The sequence below is a fragment of the Bacillota bacterium genome (assembly GCA_012518215.1).
Taxonomy (GTDB): domain Bacteria; phylum Bacillota; class Dethiobacteria; order DTU022; family PWGO01; genus JAAYSV01.
Map to the genome: position 1 here is coordinate 230,922 of JAAYSV010000008.1, position 19,792 is coordinate 250,713.

Below are 19,792 nucleotides of genomic sequence, written 5' to 3' on the forward strand. Positions count from 1 at the left end.
CAATAATTGTATATTTCATTGTATGCCCGGGTAATATTCCTTATGCCTCGGAAGGAAAAACGCCGTGTAGAAACCCTTCCCCATCTTTTACTATCTTTGCCGGGACCATGCGGCCCACCCATTCATCGGAAATCTCCCCCGCCCCTATCCTGACCTTCACATAATGCTGGCTCAAACCTTCCAGGTACCCCCCCTGTTCATCGGCCCTTTCGACCAAAATTTTCAGGACACTGCCAACAAAGCGTCGGCGATAGTTTTTGGCCGTCTTGATGCCGATCCCATCTATTTCGTCCCATCTTTCCTGCTTGACCCTGCTGCCGACCTGCCCGGGCATGCCATACGCCTCCGTTCCCCTCCGGGGCGAAAAACGGAATATATGCAACCTGCTGAACCTGTTTTCCTCGAGATACCGGCAGCTTCGAAGATGATCATCTTCGGACTCACCCGGAAACCCCACCATTATATCCGTTCCCAGCGCCAGCCCGGGCATCAATTCCCTGAGATAGCCGATCAGGGCAGAAAAATCAGCCGTGGTGTATGGACGGTTCATCATCTTCAGGATACGGTCGCTTCCGCTCTGCAGGGGGATGTGCAGATGTTTGCAGACCCTGGAACAGGAAGCAATTGTCCTTGCCAGCTCCGCGTTCAGGTCGGACGGTTCGATGGAACTCAGGCGGATTCGCTCCAGTAAACCCGTCCTGTCGATCTCCCTGACCAGATCACTTAAAACAGAACCTGCGCCCCTGTCCTCGTAGGCCCCCAACCTTATGCCGGTAAGGACCAATTCCTTGTAACCGCGTGCCGCTATCTCCTTCACTTCCGCCATGACATCTTCCAGCGGCGCACTCCTGATGGGCCCCCGCGCAAAAGGAATGATGCAGTAGCGGCAGAATTGTTCACAGCCCTCCTGAACCTTCAAAAAAGCACGGGTCCGGCTTCGGTTGGCCCGGTAACTGAGCCTTTCAAATGAAGGAAACTCCCCGAAAGGACGGACAAGGTTCTGCGGTTTTCCCGATCCTGCTTTCTCGATCATGGCGGGCAACTCATGCCGTTGATGAGTACCGATAACAAGATCGACCCCGGGTATTTCCATCAATTCATCCGGGGAAACCTGCGCATAACAACCGGTAACTGCTATCACCGCCTTGGGAGCGCGCCGAAGGATTTTACGGATCAATTGCCGTGATTTACGGGCGCTTTGATGGGTTACCGTGCAGGTATTGACGATATAAACGTCGGCGGCTTCATCCCCGGGCCCGACGATGGCATAACCTTCTTTTTCAAAAAGGCCTTTCAGAGCCTCCGTGTCGTAATAATTGACCTTGCATCCCAGGGTACAAAAAGCAACCTTCTTCATGACCGCTCCCCCACAAGATCACCCAGCAGTGCCTGGACCAGGGCCAGCCCCACCACCGCTGCCGTCTCCGCACGCAGCACGCGCGGCCCCAAACCGGCGATGATAGCATCGCAGCGCTTCAAAGATTCAATCTCCTCTACGGATAAACCTCCCTCGGGCCCAACCACGACCGTTATTCTGGAAACCCCGCGCGAAGAACCACCATTCCTTTCAAACAGCAACCCTTTTTTCTTCTTTCCTTCCCAGAAAACCAGAACAATCCCGCCCCCGGAGCCGTGTCCCGCACAAAAATCATCCAGGGGTACCGGGGCTTCCACCCGCGGAATGATCTCCCTTCTGCTCTGTTGCGCGGCTGAACGAGCGATTTTCTGCCAACGTTCAGTTCTGGTGTCTGCCCGTTGCCCCTCAAGAGCGGGCACACTCCGTGCGGTTATCAGGGGGACGATTCTTGCCACGCCCAGTTCCACCGCCTGGCGGACAACGAGGTCCATCTTGCGCCCCTTGAGCAAGCCCTGTGCAAGGGTGATGGCCACCGGGGGTTCCGAACTTGCCGCATACGGTTCCTTGATCTGAACCTCCACCGCTTTCCCTGACATCTTTGTGATCTCGGCCGCAAAACACCGTCCCGTCCCGTCGGATATCTCCACGGCGGAACCCTTCCCCAGCCGCAGAACACTGGCAACATGATTGCTGTCATCCGTGGACAGCGGGTATTTTCCACCCACATCCAGAATTTTATCCGTAATAAAAAAACGCGGCCTTGAACGCATCAAACGGCCTCCTGCTCCTGGTATTGACGGGGTCATGGCAATGCCCGCCTCTTTTTTTGAAGAAAATTACTTGTTCCCGCCAAAAGCCTCGCGCATTCTGTCCATGAACCCCTTGCTTTCTTCCGTGGGATCCTCTCCCAGAAGGCGGGAAAATTGGGTCAGTGCCTCTTTTTGTTCCCTGTTCAATCGTTTGGGGACCACCAGTTTCAAAGATACATTCAGGTCTCCCCGCCCCAACCCCCTGAGCCTGGGCATCCCCTTTCCTCTCATCCGGAACACCTTGTCCGGCTGTGTCCCCTCCGGAATATGCAAACTGGCCTTGCCATCGAGCGTGGGTATTTCAACAGATGTCCCCATTGCCAGTTGGGCGAAACTGACCGGAAGTTCGTAGATAAGGGTGTTCCCCTCGCGGGCAAACAACTCATGCGGGATTATATTCAGATAGATGTACAGGTCGCCGTAGGATCCCCCCCTGGTTCCGGGTTCACCCTCGCCGCTCATCCTCAACCGGGTCCCGCTATCAACCCCCGGGGGTATTTTAACTTCAAGTTTCCGTTCCCTGATCACCTGCCCCGCCCCGTGGCATTCCGGACAGGGATCCTTGATAATCTCGCCTTTACCCTGGCAATTACTGCATGTCTGGACATTTACAAAACGGCCGTAGATCGTGTTTCTGACGATTTTTTCCTGTCCCGTCCCCTGGCAAACGTCACAGGTCTCTGCTGCCGTTCCCTCCTTTGCCCCGCTGCCGCCGCAGACATCGCAATTTTCCGTGCGGGGGATACGGATCTCCTTGTAAGCTCCCTTGAATGCCTCTTCCAGGGTCAACTCCATATCATAGCGCAGGTCGTTTCCGCGCCTGGGCCCGTACGACGAACGGCGCGTCCCGAAGCCCCCTCCGAAGAACCCCTCGAAGATATCCTCGAAACCAAACCCGCCAAAGTCTCCGAAACCGCCACCGAATCCGCCCATGGAATCGTCTGTTATACCGAAACGATCATATTTTTCCCTCTTGGCCGGATCGCCCAGAACGTCGTATGCCGCGGAGATCTGTTTGAACTTCTCCGCTTTTGCCTCATCCCCGTCATTCGCATCGGGATGGTATTTCCGCGCCAGTCCACGATAAGCTTTTTTTATTTCATCCTGGGTGGCCCCACGGCTGACACCCAGGATGCTGTAAAGATCTTTCTCGGACATCTGTAACCTTCTCTCTGCAATAAATTACACCATGGCTTCCAGGAGCTGTCCGCGTTACACGATCACTCGTCTTCCCCTTCATCCTTGACATCAAAATCAGCATCAACAATATCCTCCGCACCCTGCTCGTCGCCCCCCGGCGCGGCTCCGGCGGAAGTATCCTCCTGCTGGACCTGCTCGTACAACTTGGCCGAAAGCTCGTGTGTGTAACCTGTCAGTTTCTCGATCGCGCTCTCTATCGCCGCCTTGTCATCCCCGGCAGCGGTGTTCCTCAGTTCCTCGATCACTTTGCGGATTTCTTCTTTCTTCTCCTCATCCACCTTGTCACCGACATCCTTCAAGGTTTTCTCGGTACTGTATGCCAGGGAATCGGCCTGATTGCGGGCTTCGGCCAGTTCCCTGAACTTCTTATCTTCCGCCTCATGCTGCTCCGCCTCCTTGACCATCTTGTCGATATCATCTTTATCCAACCCGCTGGAAGCAGTAATGGTGATTCTCTGCTCTTTCCCGGTACCGAGATCCTTGGCCGAAACGTTCACGATCCCGTTGGCATCGATATCAAAAGAAACCTCGATCTGGGGCACGCCCCGGGGTGCAGCTGGTATCCCGTCCAGCATGAACCTTCCCAGCGTCTTGTTGGCGGCGGCCATCTCCCGCTCACCCTGGAGCACATGAATCTCCACGCTGGTCTGGCTATCGGCAGCGGTGGAAAAAATCTGTTTTTTCGACGTGGGTATGGTTGTATTTCTTTCAATCAGCCTGGTGGCTACCCCGCCAAGCGTCTCGATTCCCAGAGAAAGGGGCGTTACGTCCAGCAACAGAACATCTTTCACATCTCCGGAGAGTACCCCGGCCTGGATTGCAGCACCCAATGCTACCACCTCGTCCGGATTGACCCCCTTGTGCGGCTCCTTCCCCAGCAGTTTCCGTATCGCTTCCTGAACGGCCGGAACGCGTGTCGATCCGCCCACCAGGATGATCTTGTCAATTTCATCGGGCTTCATCCCCGCATCGGAGAGAGCCTGCCTTGCCGGCCCCATCGTTTTCTCGATCAGATGCGCGGTGAGCTCATCGAATTTGGCCCTTGTTATATCCAGATCCAGATGCTTGGGCCCCTCCTGGGTCGCCGTGATAAAGGGCAGGTTGATATTGGTGGAAGTAACACTTGAAAGTTCGACTTTCGCCTTCTCCGCCGCCTCCTTCAACCTCTGCAGGGCCATGCGGTCCTTGGTAAGATCAATACCCTGGTCTTTCTTGAATTCATCGGCAATGTATTCGACAAGGCAATCGTCAAAATCATCGCCGCCCAGCTTGTTGTTCCCGCTGGTTGCCTTTACTTCAAAAACACCCTCTCCCAATTCCAGGATGGAAACATCGAAAGTACCGCCCCCGAGGTCAAAGACCAGTATTTTCTGATCCTCGCCTTTCTCCAGACCGTAAGCCAGAGAAGCAGCCGTCGGCTCATTGATGATCCTCAACACTTCCAGCCCGGCAATTTTACCGGCATCCTTGGTTGCCTGCCGCTGGCTGTCGGTAAAATAAGCCGGTACCGTGATCACCGCCTGGGAAACCTTCTCTCCGAGATAACTCTCTGCATCAGTCTTCATTTTCTGCAAAACCATCGCTGACAATTCCTGGGGAGTATACTCCTTGCCATCTATATTGACGCGGTGGCCGGTCCCCATCTGCCTTTTTATCGACTCAACGGTCCTTTCCGGATTGGTAACCGCCTGCCTCTTGGCCACCTGTCCCACCAACCTCTGGCCATCCTTTGTAAAAGCCACGGTGGAGGAAGTAAGACGGCTTCCCTCCGCGTTGGGAATGATCTCCGGCTCGTTGCCCATCATCACTGCCACGGCCGAATTTGTTGTTCCAAGATCAATGCCTAACACCTTGCCCATATAAAATCCCTCCTCTTTTATTCAATAAAATTGTTGATCAAAATCAAGTTCCCTTGTGTACCTTGACTACTGCCGGACGCAATATCCGTCCCTTCATTATATATCCTTTCCGGAAAACCTCTATCACTGTATTCGGTTCCGCCTCGCCTTCATCGGTCTGCATAGCCGCCTCATGGTAATGGGGATCAAAAACCTGCCCATGGGCCTCTATCTCCGTAACCCCCTGCTGCTCGAACAGCTGGAGTATCTTTTTGCGGATCATTTCCATCCCTTCCACGTATGTGCCGGACACCCCCCTCTCGGTGGCTGTCTTCAGCGCATGGTCGAAATCATCCAGGATGGGGATCATCGCCGTCATGAAATCAAAGAGTGCAAAGGCGCGGATTTCCTCCTTTTCGGTAGACATCCTTTTGCGATAATTATCAAAATCAGCCTGCACACGCTGTGCAAGTGCGACCATCTCTTCCTTTTCCAGTTGCAACTGCTCCAGCTGCTGTTCCTCTGTCATCGTGGCGCTATCACTATCAGGGCTATCCGAAACCGTTGGTTCTGTTTCCTCCCCAACATCTGCCCCGGGATCATTTTGCTTCCCGTCCATCGCCTTGTTTTCTGCCCTGCCAACTTTATCTTTCAAGATCACACCTGCTTCCTGTAACTTTGTTCCGCCCATCTTCATGATCCGTGTCAAGAAGATTGGGCTTCCAGGACCTGGTTCAGATTCTCCGCCAGACATTTCACCAGGGCGACCACTTCCGGATAATTCATGCGCATGGGCCCCAGGACACCAATTTTTCCGACACTCCTGGTCCCGATCATGAACGTCGAAGTGATCAGGGTACATTCATGTACCTCCTCGATCAGATTTTCGTTGCCGATGCGGACCTCCAGCCCCATGATATCATCGTTGTCATGCTCGAGCATGAGGCAGAGAAGTTCCTCCTCCTCGAACAGATTCAGGAACTTTCTTATTTTCTCCACATCCTTGAACTCCGGTTGATTGAGGATGTTGGTTGTCCCCCCCAGGACAACCCGGACCTTCTCCTCCTCCCGGAGGCTCTCTTCCAGCAACAGAAATGCCTGCTCCAGGATCTCCATCCGCCGGTACAGATCCCTCTTCAGTTCATTGATCAGGGACTCGGTTACCTGATCGATGGTCAACCCGTACAGTTTCAGATTCAGATACTGGACCACCTGCTGCAATTCCGCTGCAGAAAGGGACTGGGGCAAATCGATCACCCGGTTTTTGATGAAGCCATTGCCCGTGATCAGCACGACAAGCCCTTTTTTTTCACTCAGAGGCAGGATCCGCATCTGGTAAAAAGAACTCTTCCGGAATTGCGGGCCAAGTATCAATGTAGTATGTCTGGCCAGCTGGGACAATATCCTCGAGGCCTCGGCTATGATCTTTCCCACATCATTTGCCTTGTTCAGGCTTATAGCTATCGCATCCTGTATTTCCAGGCCGAGATCTACATCCTCCATGAGATTATCCACGTAGAAACGATAACCGTGACGCGTTGGCACACGCCCGGCTGAAACATGGGGTTGTTCCAGGAAACCCATCTCTTCAAGATCGGCCATCTCATTCCTGATCGTGGCCGAACTCAGGTTCCTTTCGTACCTGCGCGAAACAGTACGCGACCCCACCGGTTCCGCCGTGCAGATATACTCCTCCACCACGGCTCTCAGTATCCTCAATTTCCGCGGACTCAATATATGTTTCATTCTGAACCTGCCTTTTTTAGCACTCTAACTGCTTGAGTGCTAATCTTATTTCAAAAATACCATCATTAGTTCTTTTTGTCAAGATTGCGGGGCGTAAAAAAACAACTTTTTTTGTGGGGTGTCATCATGGAGACAGGGAAGTAGAATTTTTTATATCTGTAAAAATACGGGATATGAAACTGTAAACTTCGATCAGATCGATTTCGTAACGTTCACCGGCAAAAATAATATAAACAATCCTGTCCCTGCAAGACAGGCTCAGGGCCCTCGAATCATTTTCCCGGCCGTGGATCTCCATTACCCCTTTCTCGACAGCGATAAATGATCCGTACAGAAGAAGGAAAATGACCAGACATACAGTCAGTACCCGCAACTCTTTCACTCGCTTTCCGGCAACAGGACATGTCCAGATCCCGTACTGATAATATTTAACTTAAATCGTGATGAATATACAGAGTAAACATCGCAGATGCGGCACCGGCCCCTTCTGATTTTGCAAACAATACCAGAATCAACGATGCAATTATTTCCCGAATTGGTCCGTGTACGTCCTGGAAAGAGCTTCCGCAAGGATCGGGATGGCGGCGATGGACTCTTCCAGAGTATTCTGGTGTCCGCCCACTTCAACGATCATGGCTCTTTCATGCAGATCCTGATTGTAAGTAAAACCCTGGCACAGAATACCGCGGGAGATTCCGGCATCTATCTTTTCCAGTTCCTGCTGAAGAAGGAGCGCGGTAGAAAAGTTGCTCTCCCAGTGTTCATGACCCGAACCGATCACGATCAGCAAATTCCCCGTCTCCTTCCCATTCACGGTTGACGTGGTAAATTTGCGCAATATGCCGTCCCGGTGCAGATCCACCGCCATATTGATCTGGGGATTTTCTTCGAGGAGCTTGCTTATCTCGGGCCGGGCCTTCTGGTAAGCCGTACGGCGGGGCAGGTCAAAAATTAGCGTGCAGTGCATCACCGGAATATGATAATCCCTCTCCAGCGATTCCGCCAGAATCCGTCCCAATCTGGCCACGGTGACATTCAGGTTGCGGGAAAAATATTCGCCGGCAGTGGGGTAATAAGTTTCGGTAATATGCGAATGATAGATCAATATCTTCGGCTTCACATGGGGAGGGAAGGTGGTAACGGTACTCGTGATTTCATTCTCGTTCCCCCCGCCCTGCAATTCGCCTGTAACTCCCCGAGCGGGCAGCACATCCGTGGTCACGGCAGCATCCCCACCGGCCGGAACCGGAACTGCCACCAGGCCGGAGAAACTTCCAGCCAGCAAGCTGGCGGGATGATCAAGATATATCCCCGTCAACAATCCAGCCATGGTTACAATAAAAAAACGCGAAGAAAAATCCGGTGCTGCCATCCTCTGCAACCCCGGAATCCCCTGTTTCAGCAATATATGGGGAATTGACGCCAGCAGATCATCTTTCCCCCTTCCCGGGGCAGGGAAATCAATGCTGTTGCCATCACCCCATGACCCCCTGGCAAAAAATACGATCAGTCCCAGGAATAAAAGCAAGATTATGCCCAGGTGCCCGCTGATATATTCTCCTCCCGGTTTTCTTCCGAACCGGCCACGGCCATGGCTCGGCATCCGGCGTATCCGTTGCCAAAAAGAACTGAACAAGGTTTCAACCTCCCGGCCACACACTCATTAACTGATATATGCCGGCAGTTCAAACTTATTCCGCCCCCCGATACTTTTTGATTGCGTCTTGCAATGCATCTGCCGCCAGGTTGGAACAATGCACCTTCAGCGGGGGAAGCCCGCCCAGTTCCTCGGCCACATCTTCATTGGTAATCTTCAATGCCTCGTCAAGGGTCTTTCCCTTGACCATTTCCGTGAGCATGCTGCTGGAAGCAATCGCCGCACCACAACCGAAGGTCTGGAACTTCACATCCTCGATAACACCTTCCTTGACCTTGATGTACAACTTCATCGTATCCCCACATTTGAAACTGCCTGATTCCCCGACCACACTGGGGTCTTCCATCTCCCCCGCATTTCTGGGGTTGCTGAAATGATCGATCACTTTCTCGTTGTACATCCCTTCACCTCCATGAACAATGATTTACCGCGGCCGGATATAGGCCGCCGACATCTTTCTGAACCTTTCCAGCATCGGCTTGACAATGCCAAGGACATATTCAACATCATCGGGCGTGTTTCCCCGGCCCAGTGAAAACCTTATCGAACCCCGTGCCGACATGTGATCCAGGCCCATGGCCCGCAAAACATACGATGGTTCTGCATCCTCCGAAGCGCAAGCAGAACCGCTGGAAACAGCCACCCCCTGCAGATCAAGCCCCAGCAGGATGGCCTCCCCTTCCACGTATTTGAAACATACATTGACATTACCGGGAAGACGCTCGGTAGGATGCCCGTTGAGGTCAACCTCATCCAGGGCCACCAGCCCCCTGATCAAACAGTCCCTCAACTCCGCAAGTTCTTTCATTCTTGAGGGCAGATCCTGTACGGAAAGCTCCAGAGCCTTGCCCAGGCCGACGATGCCGGGCACATTCTCGGTTCCCGGCCTTATTCTGCCTTCCTGCCCGCCACCCCTGTACAGCGGCGACACCTTCAGCCTGCGGTTGATATAGAGAGCCCCCACTCCCTTGGGCCCGTTGAACTTGTGAGCCGAAAGCGACAGAGAATCGCAATCTATCTTGCGGACATCAACAGGAATATTTCCCGTCGCCTGCACCGCATCGGTATGAAAAATTATATTTCGTTCTGCCGCAATCTTGCCCACATCCTCAACAGGTTGCAAGGTGCCTACCTCATTGTTGGCCATCATGATAGAAATCAAAACAGTATCTTCACGCAGCGCCCGTTCGAGTTCACCGATGTCGATCATCCCGTACCGATCTACAGGCAGAAAAGTCACATCATACCCCTCGGTGGAAAGTTCCTTGAATACATCCATGACTGCCGGATGTTCAATCCCGGAGGCAATCAAGTGCCCTGTCCCTCCCCTGTGCTTCAATGCTCCGCGGATAGCAATATTGTTTGACTCGGTACCCCCGGAAGTAAAAACAACCTCTTCCGGCGATGCCCCCAGGGCCTCCGCGGTTCTTTCCCGCGCTCTGACCAGGGCCTTGCGAACTTCCCTCCCCATACTGTAAATGCTGGAGGGATTGCCAAAACATTCACGCAGGTAAGGCAACATCTCGGACAGAACTTCCTCCCTCAGGGGAGTGGTTGCCGCATGATCCATATAGATTTTCCTTCCACTCATCGTCCTCTCCTCCTCGAACCTTGCCCTCCCGCGCTGCAGGGGCATTTACATCCCCGGTATGCATGGACAGCAGGGCAAGCATCAATGAATAAATGTAGCATTGCACAACGTCTTACTGCATTTTCATCCTCGCTCTTTCCCGACTCCAGTTCACCATATCTTCCAGAAAAATACTGTCAACAAAAATAACAATATGGTCGCGTAGCTGGACCCATACCCTGCGGCTTACACAATCCTCCGGAAATTTACAGTACTTTGGCTGCTCGCGGTCTATCCCCCGGGCTACGCACCTGGCTGGCGCAATGGGGCCTTCCACAGCCCTGATTATGTCACCGACGCTGATCATCGATGGTTCACGGGCCAATTGATACCCACCGTATCTTCCCCGCACGCTTTCCACAAGTTCCGCTTTTTTCAAAAGCGGAAATATCTGTTCAAGATACTGATATGATATCCTTTCCCTTTGGGCAATTTTCCTCAAAGGGGTCGGCCCATAACCAAATTCAAGAGCCAGAACCACCATCGCCCGCACACCATACTCTGCCCTTGTGGAAAGACGCATGCTTGAATCACTCCATTTTTAATTCCGACTGATTCACTCGGGTATTGTTTAAAAAAATAACAACTTGTGGGCATCAGCTCACCAAGTTGAAGTAAACATCCCCGATTTTTTACAGAATACACCCCTACCCCGACAATGTCAATATCTATTTTGCAGTTTTTTTTGAAAATTGTCGGTTGCCAGTCCGATTGCTGCTGAAAAGACTCAACCGAACTATCAGAAACCGGCATGGGCGTTCAGGATCTGGAAAGGCAAGAAAAAAATCGATGTTGGTCAAAATGGAACTTGATTGCCAAACATACCGAGGCATACAAATGCGTAAATACGTGGGAAAGTACCTGTACCGGGGCACATCACATCAGGAAACCGAACCCGAGCCCACGGTTGCCCTGGCTGGCACCATCGAGAAGAAGGCTGCCAGAGCTGTAAGCCCGGCCCCGAACAGATAGGCATATTTCAGTCCGCCGAGGAAATGAAATGCCTCGGGTCTGCCCAGATACTCCTGGGCTATGATCGAGGGAGGCACCAGGGAGTATAGAATCAGCCCGGCGGTAGCGATCCCCAAAGCCATCCCCGTATTGCGCGCCGTTCCCAGAATACCGGAAGCAATTCCCAGGTAAGGCCGGGGGGCATTGCCCATGACCGAACTGTTGTTCGGAGATTGAAAGATCCCCGTTCCCAGTCCAAAAAAGGCCAGCCGCCACCCCACAGTCAAGGCAGATGCGTCCGCGGGCAAGAAAGCCATCGTCACCAGCGCCGCGGCACAGATTGCCGCTCCGGCCACGGCCAACCATCTGGTCCCCAGACGATCGGACAGGGTGCCGCTGAACGGAGCAATGACCATCACCGTCAACGGGAAACAGGTCATCAGCAGGCCGATTCTGTCCGGGGAAAGATGGATCACCCGCTGAAGATAAAAAGGGGTCAGGAAGACCAGAATGTACTGTGAAGCAAAGTTGAGGAGGGAACTGACGGTTCCAAGGGTGAAAATGCGATTTTTGAACAGGGCCGGATTGACCATGGGTTGCGGTGTGCGAGTCTCGATATAGCCAAACAAAACACCGGCAATCAGAGCGATGGCCAGGGCTACACCGGTTACGAGCCCCATCCCCCTACCCTGCACCCTGTTGATAAAAAACAGAAAGGAAAAAAGGCAGAGGAAAGCTGTGGCAGCGCCGGCAATATCGATCCGGCCCCGCTTCCCTTTCAAATCGGGAATAACCCTCATTCCCCAGACCAATGCCGCTATACCGATGGGAATGTTGACCAGGAAGACCAGACGCCAGGACCATAGCGAGGTTAGCATCCCCCCCAGGGAGGGACCGAGGGCCAACCCGACCGAGACACTGATGGCATTGATGCCCAGTGCCCGACCCCGCTTCTCGGGGCGGAACACGGCAGTAAGAATGGCAAAAGGCACGGCCATCATCATCCCCGCACCTATCCCCTGGATGGCCCGAAAAACTATCAGCCAGTAGATGGACGATGCCAGGCCGCAGAAACCGGACGTAACGACAAAGCATGCCAGCCCCGCCATGTAAACACGTTTGTAGCCAAGGATATCCCCCAGGCGGCCATAAAACAACAGAAGGCTGCTGATGGTGAGAAGGTAAATCAGCGGAACCCACTGCGCGATGTCGATGGAAGCCCCGAAAAAACTGGCCATGGTTGGTAAAATAACATTGACGATACTGGCATCGATGGGCCCCATGATCCCGCCCAGCATGACCGCGGCAAGGATCATGTATTGTTCTTTTTTCGTGGGAACGGTTTCTTTCGGTTCTGAAATAGGTTCTGCCTTCCTTCTTCATAATTGATCTGAAGGCTTCAATGTTGCAGCTTCTCGCTGTCCGCCTTGAATATCCCCGCTTGCTTTTTCTTCCCTTTCTCTTTGTCAATATCGAATTCCTGCTTTCACCCCCTGTTCGTTCTTGCCTGTCCAACAATCCCCTCAAGCTTTGAACTTCCCATGGTTACGATCCTTCGGGTGGCTGTGGCTTTCTTTTTGTTTTCTAGGGTACGGGAAAAGACAAACCCGGGAAATAACTTCCCCCTGCAAGCAAGGGGTATCAACAAAGGGTTTGATTGGCCGCCCACGTTTTCTTTCCCCCCCCTGTTATTCCGAGCAAGCGGAATTTAACAAGAACACCAACATGAAGCTATAGAGAATAATGATGTAGAAACGGTAGCACCGGGGTGACAGAATAGCGCCGCGAGGAATCTCGGGCAGAGGGAAACGTTGTGCTTGGCTATGGCAACCATTCACTCCATGTCGCTTACGCCAACATATCGGTACGGGAAAAAGATAAAAGCAGGAACCGGTTTATGGCGGTAGTAAGGGGTGCTTGAGGAGGGGATTCTTCGGTCGCGGCATACACCGCCGCTCCCTCAGAATGACAGTATAATTATAAAAGGCGACCTCCCCCCCTGTCATTCCGAGCAAGCGGTATTTAACAAGAACACCAACATGAAGCTATAGAGAATAATGATGTAGAAACGGTAACACCGGGGTGACAGAATAGCGCCGCGAGGAATCTGACAGGTAAAGCGTTTTTTTATATGGTTGGCAATGAGGAAGGCTTTTACGTTGTCATTGGCGGGCAAGGTCTTCTTCTCGCCCTTTCATGGCTCTTGCCTTCAATTATGTTTGAGTCCCCTTTTCTTTTCTGTTATATTGCTTGTAGAACAAATACATCGGGAAACTTGAGGGAGGAGAATTCTTTGGGGGGCAGCATTGTCAGAAAAATTTTGAAAGATCATCTCGTTTCCGGAAATATGGAACCGGGAACCGAGATAGGGATAACCATCGACCAGACCCTGACCCAGGATGCAACAGGCACCATGGCTTATCTTCAACTTGAAACACTCGATCTGGACAGGGTAACCACCGAATTATCGGTCAGTTATATCGATCACAACACACTGCAAAATAGCTTCGAGAATGCCGACGACCACCTTTATTTGCAGACCGTGGCCGCCAGGTATGGAATCCATTTTTCACGCCCGGGGAACGGGATCTGCCACCAGGTTCATCTTGAACGTTTCGGCATACCCGGCAAGACTCTTCTTGGATCGGACAGTCATACCCCCACCGCCGGGGGGCTGGGAATGCTGGCTATCGGCGCCGGGGGGCTGGATGTCGCCGTGGCCATGGCCGGCGAACCCTTTTATCTTCATATGCCTTCCATAACCAGGATCGAGCTGCAGGGGCACCTGCCCCCCTGGGTCGGCGCCAAGGATATCATTCTGGAAATCCTGCGCCGCCTCACCGTCAAGGGTGGCATGGGTAGAATACTGGAATATGGCGGGGAAGGAGTCGCTACCCTTTCTGTAACCGAGCGGGCCACCATAACCAACATGGGCGCCGAACTCGGTGCCACAACTTCGGTGTTTCCCAGCGACGAGACCACCCGTGACTTTCTCCGCGCCCAGGGGCGTGAAAAGGACTGGCAACCGTTGCTGGCATCTCCGGAGGCCCACTATGATGAAACGGTCACCATCATCCTGGATCATCTGGAGCCCCTTGCCGCATGCCCTCACAGCCCTGACCATGTTCGCCCCCTTCATGAGTTGTCTGCGTTAAAGGTCAACCAGGTTGCCATCGGAAGTTGCACCAATTCTTCCTTCACGGATATGATGCTCGTGGCCCATATCCTCCGGGACAAGGTTGTACATCCGGATGTCAGCCTCGTCATTGCCCCCGGCTCGAAACAGGTACTGGAGATGCTGGCCCGCAATGGAGCTCTGACCACATTGATCCGGGCGGGAGCAAGAATCATGGAACCGGCCTGTGGGCCCTGTATCGGCATGGGACAGGCACCCCCTTCGGGTGGAGTTTCCGTCCGCACCTTCAACCGTAACTTTTCGGGGCGCAGCGGCACCCGCGATGCCCAGGTTTACCTGACCGGGCCGGCGGCAGCCGCAGCCGCAGCCATTCATGGGGAATTGATCGACCCCCGGCAACTTGGAGAATTCCCCCGGATCGAAATGCCTGAAAGATTCGCGGCCGACGATAGCATGATCATCCCGCCGGCAGAAGATACTGCCGCCATTGAAATAATAAGGGGGCCCAATATCAAGCCTCTACCCCGGTTCAGCCCTCTCCCGGATGAGATCACGGGAGAGATACTCCTCAAGGTCGGAGATAACATTACCACCGATGACATCATGCCGGCAGGCTCCAGGATATTGCCCCTCCGCTCCAATATACCGGCCATCTCCGCTTATCTTTTCCATGCAGTGGATCCAACTTTCCCGGAACGGGCCGCCTCCAGGGGCGGTGGAATTATCCTGGGGGGGGAAAATTACGGGCAGGGTTCCAGCAGGGAACATGCTGCCCTGGCTCCCCGCTACCTCGGGATAAAAGCTGTACTGGCCCTCTCCTTTGCCCGGATCCATCATACCAATCTTGTTAACTTCGGCATCCTGCCCCTGGTGCTGCCCGACAGAAAAGCCTATGATGATATCAAGGCCGGTGACTGTCTCCGCATCCCCGACGTGATGCAAAACATCGACGGAGGCAGACTGGAGATAATCAATGAAACCGACAATACCCGCCTCATGGCCACCCATCAACTCTCTCCGCGACAGATCGATACAATCAGGGCGGGCGGATTGCTCAATTACACACGCGAATGTACCCGAAAATGACGTATTTGTCCGACCGCAATGTGGCTTTAAATAATCGGGTGGACAGAACACACCACCTTTATGACTTTACCATCTTCGATGGCAAAACACGTAAACTGCTGGCCAGAATTGTTTCATGCAGGGATGCCCTGGATTATGATGAAGATGCTGTTTTCATGGAAGGTCATACCATATCCGAGTTTTTTCCCGAGCACAAGTATATGACCTACACCTAAGATATGGGTGATGACTGGGAGCATAGAATCCGGCTTGTACGTGTGATCGAAAACCATGACCAGGAATCACCCTTTTTGCTGAAAGCAAGTGGTCAAACACCACCCGAGGATGTGGGTGGCGTGATGGGATTTACCAACTTCCGTGAAATCATGTCGAATCCCGAACACCCGGAATACGAGGAAATGAAGGAATGGTCACTGTATTGGTCACCTGATCTTGAGGAATGGAAACAACGTCCAAGGTTAATACTCTTGTAAATGGAAGCAGGCATCAATTCAATCACTTCACAGAAAAATTTATGAGAGAAAGTCCGGTGGGAAATTTGCACCAAAAATGAACTTTGCCTTGCCCCTATTCCATTATTTCCGGAGTACCTTGATTTGCCCCGTTGTTGTTACAATACAATTTCCCTTCATGTGCCACGGGGGCACAGGACAGGGCCATGGCCTGGGCACAGGCGGTGTCGCGCTCGTGGGAAAGAGAAACCAGGATCTCCCCGATTCCCCGGTGTTTTGCGATCACCCCGGCGTTACCATGGAGTTTTATCCGGGGCGGGCAACCCGTCCGGGAAACAACCTCAACCTCCTTGAGAGCAGCCGGGCCGATTCCGCAACCAATGGCTTTTAGCACCGCCTCCTTCGCGGCATACCGGGCCGCAAACAGGGGAATGGTATCCCCTTTCCGCGTGCTTATGTATTCCATCTCTTTGGCAGTGAAAACACGTTCACGGAAACGTTCCGGAAAGCGGGCCATGACCTTTCTGATGCGTGCAACACTGACGATATCGATCCCCGTACCCATGATCATGATTGAAAAACATCCCCTCCGGAAATATTTTCGGTCAACTACAATTATATGACATACCGATGAAAACTATTTGATATGATATATTAGTATCGATGGTTAGGCAATCGAAACCAAACAAATTTAATTTTTCTTTCCTAAAGGAATTTATCTTTCACTTATAGAATCTTTATTTTATGGAGAGTTTGAAACAAATCAATACCACCTTGCAGCCACTGTTGCGGTACAAAAACATAATTGGACACGCAGAATACAGATTTTATCGGATGAAGCCAGACAAGGGAAGGGGTGCAATCTGTTTTGGATGATCGGATGAAAGTACTTATATGCGATGATTCATTGTTGATCCGCAGGCAACTGAAAGATGCTCTGGAAAAGATGGGCGGATTTGAAATCCATCAGGCAGCGAACGGAAAAGAAGCACTGGATGTTTATAACCGGGTCTCCCCCCATATGGTGCTGCTCGATCTGGTCATGCCGGTAATGAACGGGCTCGAATGCCTCAAAAAAATCAAAGACGCCGACAAAAGGGCCAACGTGGTTATGATAACATCCACCGGTACAAAAGAAAACCTGCGCAAGGCACTTGATCTGGGGGCTCTGGATTTTATTCAGAAACCCTGGAAAGAGGAACAACTTATCAGTGCATTATCGCGTATAAAAGGTAGGTGTTAATTCATGTACGACAAGTTTTTTGGCAGTTTCCTGCTTAACAAAAAATCACTGTCCAAGGAAGAACTTAGAAATATACTGGCCCACATGCAAGATGTCAGAATCAAAATAGGTACCCTGGCCATGTCGGAAGGGCTGATGAAAGGCACCCAGGTTGAAACGGTATTCCAGATCCAGAAGAAAACAGACAAAAAATTCGGTGAGATAGCGGTGGAATTGGGCTATCTTACCGGTAAACAGGTGGAAGAACTTCTAAAGTACCAATCGAGTGAATCCAACCTGCAACTTGGCCAGGCCGCTGTTGACCTTGGCTACTTGAATTATGAAAAACTTGATCACGAGCTGGAAAGTTTCAAAAACGATTCCGGGCTGAGCAGAATCCAGCTCAAGATCCTTGAAGAAGGGGACACGGACAAGATCATCAAGGAATTCATTGATTTTGACCGATCAGCGAATTCGGAGATTTATTACGACTATGTATCGTTACTTTTGAGAAACATCATCCGTTTCCTCGATCAGCAGCCATGGATCGACATCCACAATGAAGACGATCTTGATGATAAATTGACCGTTTACCAGTTCATCGAAAATGAAAGCAGAATTTTTACCGGCTTGTGCATTGATGCAGAGGATCGCGATGTTGTCGCCGAACATTTTGCCAGGATGCCCATTGACAATGACCTGGAATTGGCCGAAGCCTCGCTCAAAGAATTTCTGAACCTTCAGAACGGCATATTTACAGTCAATCTGTCCGGTAAAGGGCTTGAATACCAGATGCAACCTCCGGAAATATCAAGGGGTAGTCTCCTGGAAGAGATAGCCTCGGGGCATCGGATCGGGATCAACATGGGGATCGGTAAAATTGTTCTCGTCCTGGCGCCGTTCTAGGATCGGGGATAGCTAAAAATATCAAAACAACCGGCAGGCGTCTGTCGGTTGTTTTTTTTACAAATGAATCAACTAGGACGATTTATTTTTGTAATCCCCGTCCACGATTCCAGTGACCACGATATCCAGTTTTTCCGTCATATCCAGTTCGTAGGGTGCAGGATGCGGCAGCATCAGGTCCCCGCCTTCATACAATACCCTGACTACCGGGCGCAACGGATAACCCGGTGTGTTGGCAATGACCAATCCGCTTTCATCGTTGCTAAGATTCACAATGGTACCTACGGGATATCCAGCAATAAAAGAGAGGAAAACACGGAGATACTCGACATTGTGGTTGGAACCGGAAACAGAGAACATCTCGATGGCTTCATGGGGCTGATATGCCTTTCTGTAGGGACGGTCGGAAGTGAGGGCATCATAAACATCGGCGATGGCCACTATCTGTGCCAGCGGGTCAATCTCGTCACCTTTGAGCCCCAGGGGGTACCCCCTCCCGTTGTATCGTTCATGATGCTGGGAAATTATTTTCCCCGCCATGTCGGAAAAAACTGAATTTTCCTTGAATAGTTCCAGCCCCTGATCAGGATGCCTCTTCACAACCTCATATTCTTCCTCGGTCAAGAAACCCGGTTTTTTCAGGATCTCATCGGGGGTTTTGGTTTTTCCCAGATCATGAAGCATGGAACCAAGGGCCAGCTTGCAGATCTTGTGACGGGAAAAATCAAGTTTTATACCCATCAACGTGGACAGCACACACACGTTGACGCTATGAGCGAAGGTATAATCGTCGGCCGAGCGGATATCTACCAGGTTGACCACGGTATCCTTGTTGTAAAAAAGCTCATCAATTATCCTGGTTACAATCTTGATCAACCTGTTTTCAAGTTTGCAGATCCGACTCGTGACCCTCCGCCCCGAACCCTCATCATTTACACTGATCATCTGCTTGACGATATGGCATGCCTCCAGGCGGGTCTCTTCGGAAATAACATCCTTGACCACAACGCCCTCCAGACGGTCATCATGTATATAGATATAGCTTACGTCAAGGTCAATAAGGTGCCTGATATAATATGACTTGATCACCACACCCTTGTTCAACAAACATTGGCCTTCGGAACCAAAAATAGGACGCGCCACGACCATGCCCGGCCTGACTTGCCTGATAGCAACCCTGCGCATCATGACCAATCCCCCTTTTGATTCCGACTTTAAATATCTATTCAGTTTATATTATAACAAATTAACAAACATTTTTCTACAAGAGTTTTTTGTTGAGCGCGAACCTTCGGGGGATCGGCCGCTGCGACATCCTGATCTCCGGGGCTGTATTTTGACAATTCTTTTCCCCGGAACAGGAAAGGGTAACCACTACCGGCATGAACTGGTTCCTGTTTTCCCCGTACCGATATATTGGCATCAGCGACATGGAGTGAATGGTTGCCATCGTCAAGCACAGCGCTTGCCTCTGCCCGAGATTCCTCGCGGCGCTATGCCCACTGACAAAGCCCCGTGTTTCTGCATTACCATCCCCCGAAACATAACGCCTGCATACTTGCAAAACACCGCTTGCTCGGAATGACAGGGGGGGGAGAGGTCGCCGCAGGCGACCGAAGAATCCCCTCCTCGTACACACCTTACCATCGCCACAAACTGGTTCCTAGGCTTCTGTCTTTTCCCCGTACGGATATGTTGGCGACAGCGACATAGAGTGAATGGTTGCCATAGCCGGTGAAGGCGAGGAAGCGAAACGGGACTGCCGACGTGATGTCGGCAGCCGGATACTTCACAGGACGTGA

Annotated in this window: 19 protein-coding genes; 5 read left to right on the forward strand and 14 right to left on the reverse strand. The window is 51.9% G+C overall.

The features are described 5' to 3' along the window. Positions 1-40: 40 nt before the first annotated feature. The 12 genes from mtaB to GX364_02390 all read right to left on the reverse strand — a co-directional run bounded on the left by mtaB (position 41) and on the right by GX364_02390 (position 12,504). Entirely contained in the window at positions 41-1,357 is a 1,317-nt protein-coding gene (mtaB, locus tag GX364_02335; GenBank protein NLI69689.1) for a tRNA (N(6)-L-threonylcarbamoyladenosine(37)-C(2))-methylthiotransferase MtaB, read from the reverse strand. Continuing rightward, positions 1,354-2,127 (reverse strand): 16S rRNA (uracil(1498)-N(3))-methyltransferase, encoded by a 774-nt coding sequence (locus GX364_02340; protein ID NLI69690.1) that lies wholly within the window; start codon positions 2,125-2,127, stop codon positions 1,354-1,356. The genes mtaB and GX364_02340 overlap by 4 nt, the downstream gene beginning before the upstream one ends. Before the next feature lie 66 nt (positions 2,128-2,193). Continuing rightward, positions 2,194-3,324, reverse strand: coding sequence for a molecular chaperone DnaJ (gene dnaJ / locus GX364_02345; protein NLI69691.1), 1,131 nt, complete (start codon positions 3,322-3,324; stop codon positions 2,194-2,196). Between the two features lie 62 nt (positions 3,325-3,386). Further along, positions 3,387-5,225, reverse strand: coding sequence for a molecular chaperone DnaK (gene dnaK, locus GX364_02350; GenBank protein NLI69692.1), 1,839 nt, complete (start codon positions 5,223-5,225; stop codon positions 3,387-3,389). A gap of 43 nt (positions 5,226-5,268) precedes the next feature. Further along, the gene (gene grpE, locus GX364_02355) at positions 5,269-5,859 is read right to left on the reverse strand and encodes a nucleotide exchange factor GrpE (GenBank protein ID NLI69693.1); all 591 of its coding nucleotides are present in this window, start codon (positions 5,857-5,859) and stop codon (positions 5,269-5,271) included. Positions 5,860-5,909: 50 nt separating this feature from the next. Next, the gene (gene hrcA, locus GX364_02360) at positions 5,910-6,950 is read right to left on the reverse strand and encodes a heat-inducible transcription repressor HrcA (protein ID NLI69694.1); all 1,041 of its coding nucleotides are present in this window, start codon (positions 6,948-6,950) and stop codon (positions 5,910-5,912) included. 124 nt (positions 6,951-7,074) lie between these two features. Beyond that, positions 7,075-7,323, reverse strand: coding sequence for a hypothetical protein (locus tag GX364_02365; protein ID NLI69695.1), 249 nt, complete (start codon positions 7,321-7,323; stop codon positions 7,075-7,077). Between the two features lie 150 nt (positions 7,324-7,473). Beyond that, positions 7,474-8,586 (reverse strand): stage II sporulation protein P, encoded by a 1,113-nt coding sequence (locus GX364_02370; protein ID NLI69696.1) that lies wholly within the window; start codon positions 8,584-8,586, stop codon positions 7,474-7,476. Between the two features lie 55 nt (positions 8,587-8,641). Further along, the gene (gene nifU, locus GX364_02375; GenBank protein NLI69697.1) at positions 8,642-9,007 is read right to left on the reverse strand and encodes a Fe-S cluster assembly scaffold protein NifU; all 366 of its coding nucleotides are present in this window, start codon (positions 9,005-9,007) and stop codon (positions 8,642-8,644) included. Between the two features lie 24 nt (positions 9,008-9,031). Beyond that, positions 9,032-10,198, reverse strand: a complete 1,167-nt coding sequence (locus GX364_02380) for an IscS subfamily cysteine desulfurase (protein ID NLI69698.1) — start codon at positions 10,196-10,198, stop codon at positions 9,032-9,034. Positions 10,199-10,310: 112 nt separating this feature from the next. Next, positions 10,311-10,760: an Rrf2 family transcriptional regulator gene (locus tag GX364_02385; GenBank protein NLI69699.1), complete on the reverse strand. Its 450-nt coding sequence runs from the start codon at positions 10,758-10,760 to the stop codon at positions 10,311-10,313. Between the two features lie 358 nt (positions 10,761-11,118). Then, positions 11,119-12,504, reverse strand: a complete 1,386-nt coding sequence (locus GX364_02390; GenBank protein NLI69700.1) for an MFS transporter — start codon at positions 12,502-12,504, stop codon at positions 11,119-11,121. A gap of 977 nt (positions 12,505-13,481) precedes the next feature. Between GX364_02390 and GX364_02395 the strand changes: the two genes are divergently transcribed. Genes GX364_02395 through GX364_02405 form a run of 3 tightly spaced genes read left to right on the forward strand, consistent with a single transcriptional unit; the run spans position 13,482 to position 15,883 of the window. Continuing rightward, positions 13,482-15,410, forward strand: a complete 1,929-nt coding sequence (locus tag GX364_02395; protein NLI69701.1) for an aconitate hydratase — start codon at positions 13,482-13,484, stop codon at positions 15,408-15,410. Further along, positions 15,407-15,625: a hypothetical protein gene (locus GX364_02400; protein ID NLI69702.1), complete on the forward strand. Its 219-nt coding sequence runs from the start codon at positions 15,407-15,409 to the stop codon at positions 15,623-15,625. The genes GX364_02395 and GX364_02400 overlap by 4 nt, the downstream gene beginning before the upstream one ends. 42 nt (positions 15,626-15,667) lie before the next feature. Continuing rightward, positions 15,668-15,883, forward strand: coding sequence for a plasmid pRiA4b ORF-3 family protein (locus GX364_02405; GenBank protein NLI69703.1), 216 nt, complete (start codon positions 15,668-15,670; stop codon positions 15,881-15,883). A 94-nt stretch (positions 15,884-15,977) separates the two neighbouring features. Here GX364_02405 and acpS read toward each other — a convergent pair whose 3' ends face one another. Next, positions 15,978-16,433 carry a holo-ACP synthase gene (gene acpS / locus GX364_02410; protein NLI69704.1) on the reverse strand — a complete coding sequence of 152 codons (456 nt, stop codon included), beginning with the start codon at positions 16,431-16,433 and terminating at the stop codon, positions 15,978-15,980. A 309-nt stretch (positions 16,434-16,742) separates the two neighbouring features. On the opposite strand from acpS, the gene GX364_02415 reads away from it, so the two are divergent. Beyond that, entirely contained in the window at positions 16,743-17,105 is a 363-nt protein-coding gene (locus GX364_02415; protein ID NLI69705.1) for a response regulator, read from the forward strand. A 3-nt stretch (positions 17,106-17,108) separates the two neighbouring features. Continuing rightward, positions 17,109-17,990 (forward strand): hypothetical protein, encoded by an 882-nt coding sequence (locus tag GX364_02420; GenBank protein NLI69706.1) that lies wholly within the window; start codon positions 17,109-17,111, stop codon positions 17,988-17,990. A gap of 72 nt (positions 17,991-18,062) precedes the next feature. On the opposite strand, the gene GX364_02425 is transcribed toward GX364_02420, so the two are convergent. After that, entirely contained in the window at positions 18,063-19,178 is a 1,116-nt protein-coding gene (locus GX364_02425; protein ID NLI69707.1) for an HD-GYP domain-containing protein, read from the reverse strand. Between the last annotated feature and the right edge of the window lie 614 nt (positions 19,179-19,792).